Source organism: Citrobacter sp. MGH106, assembly GCF_001037495.1.
In the GTDB taxonomy this organism is placed as follows: domain Bacteria; phylum Pseudomonadota; class Gammaproteobacteria; order Enterobacterales; family Enterobacteriaceae; genus Citrobacter; species Citrobacter murliniae.
In genome coordinates this window covers 1,390,148-1,403,286 of sequence record NZ_KQ089822.1, presented here as the reverse complement: position 1 = coordinate 1,403,286, position 13,139 = coordinate 1,390,148, and the positions used below count along the sequence as shown (strand labels likewise).

Annotated in this window: 13 protein-coding genes; 10 read left to right on the top strand and 3 right to left on the bottom strand. The window is 51.4% G+C overall.

What is annotated here, in order from left to right; translation table 11 throughout:
- Positions 1 to 15 precede the first annotated feature (15 nt).
- From SK36_RS06555 to hcr, 3 genes are all read left to right on the top strand, one after another.
- Entirely contained in the window at positions 16 to 915 is a 900-nt protein-coding gene (locus tag SK36_RS06555; RefSeq protein ID WP_048221082.1) for a LysO family transporter, read from the top strand.
- A 155-nt stretch (positions 916 to 1,070) separates the two neighbouring features.
- Positions 1,071 to 2,723 (top strand): hydroxylamine reductase, encoded by a 1,653-nt coding sequence (hcp, locus tag SK36_RS06550; RefSeq protein WP_048221081.1) that lies wholly within the window; start codon positions 1,071 to 1,073, stop codon positions 2,721 to 2,723.
- 10 nt (positions 2,724 to 2,733) lie between these two features.
- Positions 2,734 to 3,702, top strand: a complete 969-nt coding sequence (hcr, locus tag SK36_RS06545) for an NADH oxidoreductase (RefSeq protein ID WP_045444792.1) — start codon at positions 2,734 to 2,736, stop codon at positions 3,700 to 3,702.
- Positions 3,703 to 3,792: 90 nt separating this feature from the next.
- Here hcr and SK36_RS06540 read toward each other — a convergent pair whose 3' ends face one another.
- The gene (locus tag SK36_RS06540; RefSeq protein WP_048221080.1) at positions 3,793 to 4,227 is read right to left on the bottom strand and encodes a DoxX family protein; all 435 of its coding nucleotides are present in this window, start codon (positions 4,225 to 4,227) and stop codon (positions 3,793 to 3,795) included.
- A gap of 152 nt (positions 4,228 to 4,379) precedes the next feature.
- On the opposite strand from SK36_RS06540, the gene poxB reads away from it, so the two are divergent.
- From poxB to SK36_RS06520, 4 genes are all read left to right on the top strand, one after another.
- Positions 4,380 to 6,098 carry a ubiquinone-dependent pyruvate dehydrogenase gene (gene poxB / locus SK36_RS06535; protein ID WP_045444800.1) on the top strand — a complete coding sequence of 573 codons (1,719 nt, stop codon included), beginning with the start codon at positions 4,380 to 4,382 and terminating at the stop codon, positions 6,096 to 6,098.
- A gap of 36 nt (positions 6,099 to 6,134) precedes the next feature.
- Complete coding sequence (ltaE, locus tag SK36_RS06530) at positions 6,135 to 7,136, top strand: low-specificity L-threonine aldolase (RefSeq protein ID WP_048221079.1); 1,002 nt, start codon at positions 6,135 to 6,137, stop codon at positions 7,134 to 7,136.
- A 10-nt stretch (positions 7,137 to 7,146) separates the two neighbouring features.
- Positions 7,147 to 8,577 carry an SDR family oxidoreductase gene (locus tag SK36_RS06525; RefSeq protein ID WP_048221078.1) on the top strand — a complete coding sequence of 477 codons (1,431 nt, stop codon included), beginning with the start codon at positions 7,147 to 7,149 and terminating at the stop codon, positions 8,575 to 8,577.
- 98 nt (positions 8,578 to 8,675) lie between these two features.
- Positions 8,676 to 9,689, top strand: a complete 1,014-nt coding sequence (locus SK36_RS06520; protein WP_045444810.1) for an NAD-dependent epimerase/dehydratase family protein — start codon at positions 8,676 to 8,678, stop codon at positions 9,687 to 9,689.
- Here the strand turns inward: SK36_RS06520 and SK36_RS06515 are convergent.
- Positions 9,686 to 10,516: an N-acetylmuramoyl-L-alanine amidase gene (locus SK36_RS06515; protein ID WP_045444813.1), complete on the bottom strand. Its 831-nt coding sequence runs from the start codon at positions 10,514 to 10,516 to the stop codon at positions 9,686 to 9,688. The genes SK36_RS06520 and SK36_RS06515 overlap by 4 nt on opposite strands.
- Positions 10,513 to 10,836 carry a heavy metal-binding domain-containing protein gene (locus SK36_RS06510; RefSeq protein WP_001160725.1) on the bottom strand — a complete coding sequence of 108 codons (324 nt, stop codon included), beginning with the start codon at positions 10,834 to 10,836 and terminating at the stop codon, positions 10,513 to 10,515. The genes SK36_RS06515 and SK36_RS06510 overlap by 4 nt, the downstream gene beginning before the upstream one ends.
- Before the next feature lie 376 nt (positions 10,837 to 11,212).
- Here SK36_RS06510 and SK36_RS06505 point away from each other — a divergent pair, with 376 nt between their 5' ends.
- From SK36_RS06505 to SK36_RS06500, 3 genes are all read left to right on the top strand, one after another.
- Positions 11,213 to 11,731, top strand: coding sequence for a ClbS/DfsB family four-helix bundle protein (locus SK36_RS06505; RefSeq protein ID WP_048221077.1), 519 nt, complete (start codon positions 11,213 to 11,215; stop codon positions 11,729 to 11,731).
- A 161-nt stretch (positions 11,732 to 11,892) separates the two neighbouring features.
- Positions 11,893 to 12,222: a YkgJ family cysteine cluster protein gene (locus tag SK36_RS23445; RefSeq protein ID WP_071828981.1), complete on the top strand. Its 330-nt coding sequence runs from the start codon at positions 11,893 to 11,895 to the stop codon at positions 12,220 to 12,222.
- 205 nt (positions 12,223 to 12,427) lie between these two features.
- Entirely contained in the window at positions 12,428 to 12,943 is a 516-nt protein-coding gene (locus SK36_RS06500; RefSeq protein WP_045444822.1) for a lipoprotein, read from the top strand.
- The last annotated feature ends 196 nt before the right edge of the window (positions 12,944 to 13,139 follow it).

Sequence of the window (13,139 nt, the reverse complement as noted above, 5' to 3'; positions counted from 1 at the left end):
AGGACCCGGTTGTTCATGTTTTCAGGACTGTTAATCATTCTGGTCCCACTTATTGTGGGTTATCTGATTCCGCTTCGGCACAGGGCTGCTTTAAAACTCATTAATCGCCTGCTGAGTTGGATCGTCTACCTTATTCTCTTCTTTATGGGCATCAGCCTGGCGTTTCTGGATAATCTCACCAGTAATCTGTTATCCATTCTTCATTATTCTGCCGTCAGTATTACGGTCATTCTGCTATGTAACATTGCGGCGCTACTGTGGCTGGAACGTGCACTGCCCTGGCGACACAACCACCAGCAAGAAAAGTTACCTTCGCGAATTGCAATGGCATTTGAGTCGCTACAACTTTGTGGTGTCGTTGTCCTGGGTTTTCTGCTCGGGCTTACCGGGTTTTCAATGCTGCAGCACGCAACCGAAGCCAGCGAATATACGTTGATCTTTTTATTGTTCCTCGTGGGAATTCAATTGCGCAACAGCGGCATGACCTTAAAACAGATTGTGCTGAACCGCAGAGGCATGATTGTTGCCGTCGTCGTGGTTGCCAGTTCGCTGCTGGGTGGAGTCATCAATGCACTCATCCTCGGTCTACCGATGAAAACGTCACTGGCGATGGCATCGGGATTTGGCTGGTATTCCCTTTCCGGTATTTTGTTGACCGAATCGTTCGGGCCGGTTATCGGCAGCGCCGCTTTCTTTAACGATCTGGCGCGCGAACTGATTGCCATTATGTTAATTCCGGGATTAGTTGGCCGCAGTCGATCCACCGCCTTAGGACTCTGCGGTGCGACATCAATGGATTTCACCCTGCCCGTTTTACAACGTAGCGGTGGTCTGGAGATGGTTCCAGCTGCAATCGTTCACGGCTTTATTCTGAGTTTACTGGTGCCTTTGTTGATGGCATTTTTCTCCGCCTGATATACAGACAAATACCTCTCTGGCGGTAGTCAGCTACCGCCAAAATTGCGCTAAATCAATCTCCCTGCAAATTGTATTAGAAATCCCTTTAATCCCTGCGCGCGCAGGCATAACCTTAAACATGTATATTAAATATAACTTTAAAAGGTGTGACCATGTTTTGTGTGCAATGTGAACAAACCATCCGTACTCCGGCAGGGAACGGCTGCTCTTACGCGCAGGGTATGTGCGGTAAGACAGCGGAGACCTCCGATCTGCAGGATCTGCTGATTGCTTCCCTACAAGGTCTGTCTGCATGGGCGGTTAAAGCGCGTGAATACGGCATCATCGACCATGAAGTTGATAATTTTGCTCCGCGCGCGTTCTTCTCCACGCTGACCAACGTAAACTTCGACTCCCCACGTATTGTCGGCTATGCTCGCGAAGCTATCGCCATGCGTGACGCACTGAAAGCACAATGTCTGAATATTGATGCTAACGCGACTGTCGATAACCCGATGGCTGACCTGCAACTGGTCAGCGACGATCTGGGTGACCTGCAACGCCAGGCAGCGGAATTTACCCCGAATAAAGACAAAGCGACCATTGGCGAGAACATTCTCGGCCTGCGTCTGCTTTGCCTGTACGGCCTGAAAGGTGCGGCAGCCTACATGGAACACGCACATGTTCTGGGTCAGTACGACAACGATATCTACGCTCAGTACCACAAAATCATGGCATGGCTGGGTACCTGGCCTTCCGATATGAACGCTCTGCTGGAGTGCTCTATGGAAATAGGCCAGATGAACTTCAAAGTGATGAGCATCCTGGATGCCGGTGAAACTACCAAATACGGTCACCCGACACCGACTCAGGTCAACGTGAAAGCGACCGAAGGGAAATGCATTCTGATCTCTGGTCATGACCTGAAAGATCTGTATAACCTGCTGGAGCAGACCGAAGGCACCGGCGTTAACGTCTACACCCACGGTGAAATGCTGCCAGCGCACGGTTACCCGGAGCTGCGTAAATTCAAACACCTGATCGGTAACTACGGCAGTGGCTGGCAGAACCAGCAGGTGGAATTCGCCCGCTTCCCAGGTCCAATCGTAATGACCTCTAACTGCATCATCGACCCGACCGTTGGCGCATACGACGACCGTATCTGGACTCGTAGCATCGTCGGTTGGCCGGGCGTGAGCCATCTGGAAGGCGACGACTTCGGTCCGGTTATCGCTCAGGCGCAGCAAATGGCGGGCTTCCCGTACAGCGAAATTCCACACCTGATCACCGTCGGTTTCGGTCGTCAGACGTTGCTGGGCGCAGCTGATACCCTGATCGACCTGGTGAGCCGCGAAAAACTGCGTCACATCTTCCTGGTTGGCGGCTGCGACGGCGCCCGTGGTGAACGTAACTACTTCACCGACTTCGCCACCAGCGTACCGGACGACTGCCTGATCCTGACCCTGGCCTGTGGTAAATACCGTTTCAACAAACTGGACTTCGGCGATATTGAAGGTCTGCCACGTCTGGTCGACGCCGGTCAGTGTAACGATGCTTACTCTGCCATCATCCTGGCGGTAACCCTGGCGGAAAAACTGGGCTGTGGCGTCAATGACCTGCCGCTGTCTCTGGTGCTCTCCTGGTTTGAACAGAAAGCGATTGTAATTCTGCTGACCCTGCTGTCCCTGGGTGTGAAAAACATCGTCACTGGCCCAACTGCACCTGGCTTCTTCACGCCGGATCTGCTGGCTGTACTCAACGAGAAATTCGGTCTGCGTTCTGTGACCACCGTTGAAGAAGACATGAAGCAGCTGCTGAGCGCGTAAGGAGTAGAGAATGACAATGCCAACCCATCAGTGCCCGTGGCGGATGCAGGTTCATCACATCCATCAGGAAACGCCGGATGTATGGACAATTTCGTTGCTATGCCACGACTATTACCCATATCGTGCCGGGCAGTATGCACTGGTCAGCGTACGTAACTCAGCGGATACGCTGCGTGCTTACACCCTCTCCTCAACACCGGGCGTTAGCGAATACATCACGCTGACTATTCGGCGGATTGACGACGGTGCAGGTTCTCAGTGGTTAACCCGTGACGTGAAGCGCGGCGACTACATCTGGCTGTCCGATGCCATGGGTGAATTCACCTGTGAAGATAAAGCGGAAGACAAGTTCCTGATGCTGGCTGCTGGCTGTGGTGTTACGCCAATCATGTCAATGCGTCGCTGGTTGGCAAAGTATCGTCCGCAGGCCGATGTACAGGTGATCTTTAACGTCCGTTCGCCGGAAGATGTCATTTTTGCCGACGAATGGCGTGAGTATCCGGTCACGTTAGTCGCCGAAAACAATGCTACCCATGGCTTTGTTTCCGGCCGACTGACAACCGAACTACTGAAGAGCGTACCGGACCTGACCGCACGTACCGTGATGACCTGCGGCCCGGCGCCGTACATGGATCTGGTTGAAAAAGAAGTGAAAGCGCTTGGCGTGACGCGCTTCTTTAAAGAGCAGTTCTTCACTCCGGTCGCGGAAGCCGCCACCAGCGGTCTGAAGTTCACCAAGTTACAACCGGCAAAAGAGTTTTATGCACCGGTTGGCACGACCCTTCTGGAAGCGCTGGAAAGCAACAGCGTGCCGATCGTCGCCGCATGCCGTGCGGGCGTATGCGGCTGCTGTAAAACCAAAGTGGTTGATGGTAACTACACGGTCTCCAGCACCATGACGCTGACTGACGCGGAAATTGCTGAAGGTTATGTACTGGCCTGCTCCTGCCATCCGCAAGGTGATCTGGTACTTGCATAATCATTAATAGCCGGATGACACTGAGCTTATCCGTCCTACAAGAACAACCGTAGGACGGATAAGCTGTTTATGCTGTCATCCGACTATTTTTTACCGCCAGGCCGAGTTGCCACCCAACGCATATCTCCCCGCACCTAAAAATGCCACTGCCAGCGCACCAATAAAAAAATACACCAGGCTTTCAATCGCCCATGCGCCAGTTTTGTCCAGCGACCAGGTCTCCTCCATCCCGACCATCAGCCATGCTACAACCATCGTAAACGCCAGCCCTAACGCCGCCGGACGCGTCAGAATACCGAGAATAATCAGGCAAGGAGCAACCACCTCCCCCAACAAAACACCGTAAGCGATGAAACCCGGGAATCCCTTAGCGATCAACATGCCGCTGATACCATCAATACCCGCAAAAAGCTTATGCAAGCCGTGAAACAGCATCAGTCCCCCAACGGCAAGGCGTAACAAAAACTTGCCAAAGTCTTCATGAGTCAGCATCCGATTCACTGCATTTAATAGGCTCGTAAACATTTGAATTTATTCCTTGTTTTACCATGTCTGCTCTCAAACTACGCTTTATCTATCTGAAAAGAAAGCTGCCGAAAATCAGGGGGAATGAGAAGCATAACTATTATCTTCATCTAAACTTGTAACCGGTATCACATTAAAGGAGATGGAAAACCATGAAACAAACGGTTGCTGCGTTTATTGCTAAAACCCTTGAACAAGCTGGGGTAAAACGCATTTGGGGTGTAACAGGAGACTCACTGAATGGCCTGAGTGATAGTCTGAATCGTATGGGAACGATTGACTGGATGCCAACCCGGCATGAAGAGGTTGCGGCCTTTGCCGCAGGTGCAGAAGCACAACTGACTGGTGAACTGGCGGTGTGTGCCGGTTCATGTGGGCCGGGAAACCTGCACCTGATTAACGGCCTGTTTGATTGCCACCGTAACCACGTCCCGGTGCTGGCGATTGCCGCGCATATTCCCTCCAGTGAAATCGGCAGTGGTTATTTTCAGGAGACCCACCCGCAAGAGTTGTTCCGTGAATGTAGCCACTATTGCGAGCTGGTTTCCAGCCCTGAACAGATCCCGCAGGTACTGGCAATTGCCATGCGTAAAGCGGTGTTAAACCGCGGCGTTTCCGTGGTCGTTCTACCAGGTGACGTGGCATTAAAACCGGCCCCTGAAAGCGCCAGTACACACTGGTACCACGCGCCGTTACCGGTGGTGACCCCAGCAGAAGAAGAGATTAAAAAGCTGGCGCAACTGCTACGCTATTCCAGCAATATCGCGTTGATGTGCGGCAGTGGTTGCGCTGGTGCGCATAAAGAACTGGTCGAGTTTGCTGCGAAAATCAAAGCACCGATTGTTCATGCCCTGCGCGGGAAAGAGCACATTGAATATGACAATCCGTACGATGTCGGCATGACCGGGCTAATTGGCTTTTCATCAGGTTTTCATACCATGATGAATGCCGACACGCTGATCTTACTCGGCACCCAGTTCCCCTATCGCCCCTTCTACCCAACCGACGCCAAAATTATTCAGATTGATATCAATCCGGCGAGCATTGGCGCACACAGTAAAGTCGATATGGCGCTGGTGGGTGATATTAAATCCACACTTAGCGCCCTGCTACCGCTGGTGGAAGAAAAAACCGACCGGCAGTTTTTGGATAAAGCACTGGAACACTATCGTGATGCACGCAAAGGCCTGGATGATTTAGCCAAACCCAGCGATAAAGCCATACATCCGCAGTATCTGGCGCAACAGATCAGTCATTTCGCCGCCGACGACGCCATCTTTACCTGCGATGTCGGCACGCCTACCGTATGGGCAGCTCGCTATCTGAAAATGAACGGTAAGCGCCGTCTGCTTGGTTCGTTTAATCACGGATCAATGGCGAATGCTATGCCACAGGCGTTAGGCGCTCAGGCGACAGAACCAGGACGCCAGGTAGTCGCAATGTGCGGCGACGGTGGGTTCAGCATGCTGATGGGAGATTTTCTTTCAGTCGTGCAGATGAAACTGCCAGTGAAGATTATCGTTTTTAACAATAGCGTGCTGGGATTTGTGGCGATGGAGATGAAGGCCGGTGGCTACCTGACTGACGGTACTGAACTGCACGATACCAACTTCGCGCGCATTGCCGAAGCGTGTGGGATCACCGGCATTCGCGTGGAAAAATCATCAGACGTAGATGAGGCACTACAAAGGGCAATGTCGATTGATGGCCCGGTGCTGGTTGACGTGGTTGTAGCGAAAGAAGAACTGGCAATTCCACCACAAATCAAGCTCGAACAGGCTAAAGGTTTTAGCCTGTATATGTTGCGCGCGATCATCAGCGGACGCGGTGATGAAGTGATCGAACTGGCGAAAACCAACTGGCTCAGGTAAAACAGAGGGCATTACCTCACACTACAAGGAATGCCCGTGATCGATTTACGCAGTGATACCGTTACCCGACCGAGCCGTGCCATGCTCGAAGCAATGATGACCGCCCCGGTCGGGGACGACGTGTACGGGGACGACCCTACCGTCAATGCACTTCAACAATATGCCGCTGAGCTTTCAGGCAAAGAAGCGGCGATTTTCTTACCTACCGGCACTCAGGCAAATCTGGTTGCGCTACTCAGTCACTGCCAACGCGGTGAAGAGTACATTGCAGGCCAGGGGGCGCATAACTATTTATACGAAGCCGGTGGTGCCGCAGTGCTGGGCAGTATTCAGCCGCAGCCTATCGACGCAGCACCAGACGGCTCTCTTCCATTGGATAAAGTTGCTGCCAAAATCAAAGCAGACGATATCCATTTTGCCCGCACACGCCTGCTCAGTCTGGAAAATACCCACAACGGTAAAGTGCTGCCGCGCGAGTATTTAAAGGATGCCTGGGACTTCACCCGCGAACGAAATCTTGCGCTACACGTTGACGGCGCACGTATTTTTAACGCTGTCATTGCCTACGGATGTGAGCTGAAAGAGATCACCCAGTATTGCGACTCGTTCACCATTTGCCTCTCCAAGGGTCTGGGAACGCCGGTCGGCTCACTGTTAGTCGGTAGCCAGGACTACATCAAACGCGCCATTCGCTGGCGTAAAATGACCGGCGGCGGGATGCGTCAGGCTGGTATTCTGGCGGCTGCCGGACTGTATGCGCTTAAAAATAACGTTGCGCGTTTGCAGGACGATCATGACAACGCGGCCTGGATGGCAGAGCAACTACGAGAAGCTGGCGCGGACGTGATGCGTCACGACACCAATATGCTGTTTGTCCGTGTCGGTGAAGAGCATGCTGCCGCGCTGGGCGAGTATATGAAATCGAAAGACGTTCTGATTAACGCCTCGCCAATTGTACGTCTGGTAATGCATCTGGACGTCTCGCGTGAGCAACTTGCTGAAGTCGCCGCTCACTGGCGCACATTCTTAAACCGCTAAGGAGACAGGCGTGCCGCAACGGATTTTGGTACTTGGCGCCAGTGGTTACATTGGTCAGCATCTGGTTCAGGCGCTCAGCCAGCAAGGGCATCAGGTGCTGGCTGCGGCACGTCGCATTGAGCGACTGGAAAAACAGCAGCTGGCTAACGTCAGTTGCCATAAAGTCGATTTAAACTGGCCGGATAACCTGACGTCTCTTCTGGCTGGGGTCGATACTGTCTATTATCTGGTTCATGGCATGGGCGAAGGTGGCGATTTTATCGCTCATGAACGTCAGGTCGCGCTGAATGTCCGTGATGCGTTGCGTAACACCCCGGTCAAACAGCTTATTTTCCTGAGTTCATTACAGGCTCCCAAACATGAACAGTCCGATCACTTGCGCGCACGCCAGATAACGGCGGACACACTGCGAGAATCCGGTGTGCCGGTAACTGAGCTACGGGCCGGCATAATCGTGGGGGCTGGCTCAGCAGCCTTTGAGGTGATGCGCGACATGGTCTACAACCTGCCGGTGCTGACTCCCCCCCGCTGGGTACGCTCACGCACCACACCAATTGCACTGGAAAACCTGCTGCATTACCTGGTGGCATTGCTGGATCACCCAACAAGCGAACATCGTGTGCTCGAAGCCGCAGGGCCACAGGTATTAAGTTACCAGGAGCAATTCGAGCATTTTATGGCCGTCAGCGGCAAGCATCGCCTGCTTATTCCCATCCCCTTTCCTACCCGTTGGATCTCGGTCTGGTTTTTAAATGTGATTACCTCAGTTCCGCCGAACACCGCAAAAGCGCTGATACAAGGGCTGAAACACGATCTTCTGGCTGATGACGCCGCGCTACGGTCGCTTATTCCGCAACAATTGATTGCGTTTGACGATGCGGTACGCAGTACGCTCAAAGAAGAAGAGAAGCTGGTCAACTCCAGCGACTGGGGTTACGACGCCCAGGCATTCGCACGCTGGCGCCCTGAATACGGCTATTTTGCCAAACAGGCCGGTTTTAGCGTCGAAACGTCTGCCAGCCGGAAAGCGCTGTGGCAGGTAGTAAACCGGCTCGGCGGTAAGGAAGGTTATTTCTTTGGCAATATATTGTGGAAAACGCGTGCAGCACTGGACCTGCTGGTAGGCCATAAGCTGGCGAAAGGTCGACCCGAACACCCGATTTTACAGGTCGGCGATACCGTTGATAGCTGGAAAGTCATTATTGTAGAGCCGGAAAAACAGCTTACCCTGCTGTTTGGAATGAAAGCTCCAGGACTTGGCCGCCTGAGCTTTACGCTGGAAGATAAAGGCGATCACCGCCGTATAGACGTTCGCGCCTGGTGGCATCCACATGGTATGCCAGGCCTCTTCTATTGGTTGCTGATGATCCCGGCTCACCTGTTCATTTTCAGGGGGATGGCGAAGCGTATCGCCAAACTTGCAGAACAAATCACAGACTAAAGACAAAAAGAGGCTGTATTCTTTCATGTTTCCCATTGCATACAGTCGTATTTCACGGAAGAATGCGCGTGAAGTTCTATTAAACACAGCGGATTGATATGAAGGTACTGGTTACCGGAGCCACCAGCGGCTTAGGCCGAAACGCGGTTGAGTTTTTACGCAACAAAGGCATCAGCGTCAGAGCCACCGGTCGCAACGAAGCGATGGGTAAGCTGCTGGAGAAAATGGGCGCAGAATTTGTGCATGCAGATTTGACCGAACTGGTCTCTTCGCAGGCAAAAGTGATGCTCGCAGGCATCGACACGCTGTGGCACTGCTCCAGTTTTACCTCGCCGTGGGGAACACAAGAAGCGTTCGATCTGGCCAACGTCCGTGCGACCCGTCGTCTGGGCGAATGGGCCGTCGCCTGGGGCGTGCGTAACTTTATTCATATCTCCTCCCCGTCGCTCTATTTTGATTATCACCACCATCGCGATATTAAAGAGGACTTCCGTCCACACCGTTTCGCCAACGAATTCGCCCGTAGTAAAGCGGCTGGTGAAGACGTTATTGCGCTGTTGGCCCAGGCCAACCCGCAGACCCGCTTTACAGTGCTTCGTCCGCAAAGCCTGTTCGGCCCTCACGATAAAGTTTTTATCCCCCGCCTGGCACACATGATGCATCACTACGGCAGCATCCTTTTGCCACACGGTGGCAGTGCGCTGGTGGATATGACCTATTATGAAAATGCGGTTCACGCAATGTGGCTGGTAAGTCAGGAAACCTGCGATAACCTGCCGTCGGGTCGTGCGTATAACATTACCAATGGTGAGCATCGTACCCTGCGCAGTATCGTGCAAAAACTTATCGACGAGCTCAATATTGATTGCCGTATTCGCTCAGTACCCTATCCGATGCTGGACATGATTGCCCGCAGCATGGAGCGTCTTGGTAACAAATCGGCTAAAGAACCTAAACTCACTCACTACGGCGTTTCAAAGCTGAATTTTGACTTTACGCTGGATACTACTCGCGCCCAGGAAGAGTTAGGCTATCAGCCCGTTGTGACGCTGGATGAAGGAATTGAGCGTACCGCGGCCTGGCTGCGCGACCACGGTAAGCTACCGCGTTAATCCTGCCCGTATTTCTCCAGTAGCGCTTCGGCAATTGCCTGAGTTTCTGCATCCGCCACGCCGTTCCACAACGCCGGGCGGAAGTGCATCTGAAACGCCATAATCAACCGCTGCTGCTCGCGTGACGTCATTTCCGGTTTTACCTCATAGCCATAACGCGACAGCAGATCGAGTAACGATGCCGTTTCAACTAACTCATGAGGTGCGCGTCCGCCGAGATAAAACATCACGCGCTGCGCATCCGGCCATGCGCCAATCCCCTGTGCCGCCAGTTCACGCCACGGAAACAGGGGACCAGGATCGTCTTTGCGCTGCGGCGCAACATCCGCATGTGCCACCACGTTTTGTGGTTTGATGTCGTAGCGAGCAATGATTTCCTTCGCCAGAGGGATCAATGCCTGAATCTGCGCGGGCTCAAACGGGGCAAAATACTTTATGCCTGCCGATTTCTGCCAGCCACGGTTTTCCAGTTCAATACCAATCGACGTATCGTTAATACGTGTGGCGCCACGCCAGAAACTAATCCCCGCATGCCATGCCAGATCTTTCTCCGGAACCAGTTGCCAGATACGCGGCTTTCCGTGGTACAGCGGCGGTATCGCCGGGATCAGATAGTGCGAACTGACGTTTTTATCCGTCAGTGTCGCCAGAGAAGAGTCAAAATCGTCTGCCGTATAGTGGATAACCAGCACTTTTATCCGCGGATACGCCGCCTGAGCCTGACGGCGGGTATCCAGTTGATACCCGTCTTTATCAACAATACCTTTCTCACCGGCACACCCTGCCAATAGCAGGGTAAACATCAGCAGACATAACAAACGTTTCATCGGCGAGTTTTCACCGCAGTACCACTTACGCTCACCATCAACATGCTGCCGTCTTTACCTACAGTTTCGTAGTCAATATCGATACCGACGACCGCGTCCGCACCCAGCGCTTTCGCCTGTTCCCCCAGCTCCTGAAAGGCAATTTCTCGCGCTTTTCGCAACTCTTTTTCATACGCGCCGGAGCGCCCCCCGACAATATCACGAATGCCCGCAAAGAAATCACGGAAGATATTTGCGCCCAGAATAGCTTCACCAGTTACCACACCGCAGTATTCCACGATGCTCTGCCCTTCAAGCGTAGGGGTAGTCGAAAACTGCATGGTTAATCTCCTTAATGCGCTAAGCGTGCGATCTCAAAAGTATTCTCAAACCTATACACTATCATTGAAAATGATGTGATTGTATATTTTTCAAAACGACAAAAAGCACGTCCAGAAGTCGATTACCTTTCAGCAAATTATATAAATTTCAAATCAATATATTTGATTTTTTTGAGCTCGATGCTGTCTCAATAAACAATTTTCCTCCCAATAGTTTCCCTGTTTTTTTGTATTGATATCTTATGAAGAAAAAGCAAATGAGCTTATCTACCCAAGGGCCTTTCCCTGCTGTTGTAAGTGATACATAATTGACTGTTTTTCAAACACTACACCGTAGTCTTTATGGTAACTCTTCTGAAGCGAGAGGGAATTCTTTATGAGTGTGCCGCAAACCAAATCTGAACTACTTTTCGCTATTGATAAAAATTTCAGTAAATTAATGAGTTACCTTAGCGCAATCCCTCCCGAGTTAACTGCGGATAGCTCGATGGAGGGACATGCCAAAGGGACAGAAATGAGCGTTCATGACCTGGTTTCATACCTGCTCGGATGGAACGTCCTGGTTGTAAAGTGGATCACTTCTGACGCGAAAGGGATGCCCGTCGACTTTCCTGAGACGGGCTATAAATGGAATCAGCTTGGTCTTTTAGCGCAGAAATTCTACTCAGATTACAGTGAGTTGAGCTATAGCTCATTAGTAACCGAGCTTCAGGCCGTAAAAAATGAAATTGTGAAGCTTATTGATGAGCGCTCTAATGACATTTTGTATGGAAAACCATGGTACACAAAATGGACAATGGGAAGGATGATCTCCTTTAATACATCTTCACCTTATGCCAATGCTAATGGAAGATTAAGAAAATGGGCCAAAAATAAGAATATCAGCTTAAAGTAAACATCTGCGCAAAATAGCATGGATGAAAAATTATCCTGCCCCCCTATTTACAAATACCCAACTGGATGCAATATCAGTAACGTACACTTGCCCGGGTACCAAAGGCTGACATAATTTATATGTCGATTTAATTGATATGTAATGTTGTAACAGGTGAAGTAATGAGCAATCTGAACCCATGCATGACATGTGGCGCGTGTTGTGCATTTTTTCGTGTTTCTTTCTATTGGTCTGAAGGTGATGATGCTGATGGTGTAGTGCCAGCCCAATTAACCGAACAGGTATCCCCTTTCCTGCGCTGTATGACAGGCACTAACCAACCCCGCCCCCGCTGCGTTGCCCTTTGTGGAACGCCAGGACAATCTGCCCACTGTACTATTTATGAAAACAGGCCTACTACATGTAGAGAGTTTGCCATGACTGGTGAAAATGGTGGTGTGAATGAAGCGTGTAATCGTGCAAGGACATATTACGGACTCCCCCCACTTTGAACGTGGCTCCCCAGGGAGCGAGCAAAAACAATGCCTTAATCAATTATGCTATCATTGAAAAGATATGATTCATTATCGCTGTTGTAGAACGCTCATACTCTGAATCGTTCGAGCGCCGGTCACGCTGCTACGCAGTGACCGGGATGAGCGAGTATAGCCAACGCATCAGCAACTTGAAATATAACGAGTATATAAGGAAATCATTATGCGCTACTCAAAACTCTCTCTGCTGGTTCCATGTGCATTACTTCTCAGCGCCTGTACGACGGTGACTCCGGCCTATAAAGACAATGGTCCGCGTAGCGGCGCATGTGTGGAAGGTGGGCCGGACAGCGTGGCACAGCAATTCTACGATTACCGCATTCAGCATCGTAACAATGATATGACCGCCCTTCGTCCGTACCTGAGCGACAATCTGGCGAAACTGCTGACCGATGCCAGCCGCGACAACACGCACCGTGAACTGTTTAACAGCGATCTTTTCTCCAGCCGCACCACATTACCGGATAGCGCCAGCGTTGCCAGTGCATCGACCATTCCGAATAGTGATGCACGCAACATTCCACTGCGCGTAGAGCTTAAACAAGGGAATCAGACCTGGCGTGATGAAGTGCTGATGATCCGTGAAGGCCAGTGCTGGGTTGTGGACGATGTACGCTATCTCGGAGGCAGCGTACACGCGCCAGCCGGGACGCTGCGCCAGTCCATCGAAAATCGCTAATTACCACCATTCAACAGCTTAAATCATAACCCCCATAAATTGTCTGGCATTCTGCATAGAATGCCGACAATTATTCTTGCCCACTGGTGACCCCGCTATTTTGTGCTATGTTTAGATAAGAATGCGGTTTGCATTTAACTTTTAACGCATAAATATTGCATAACTATTCTGTCAAAGGTAGTATCTGCGGCTTCAA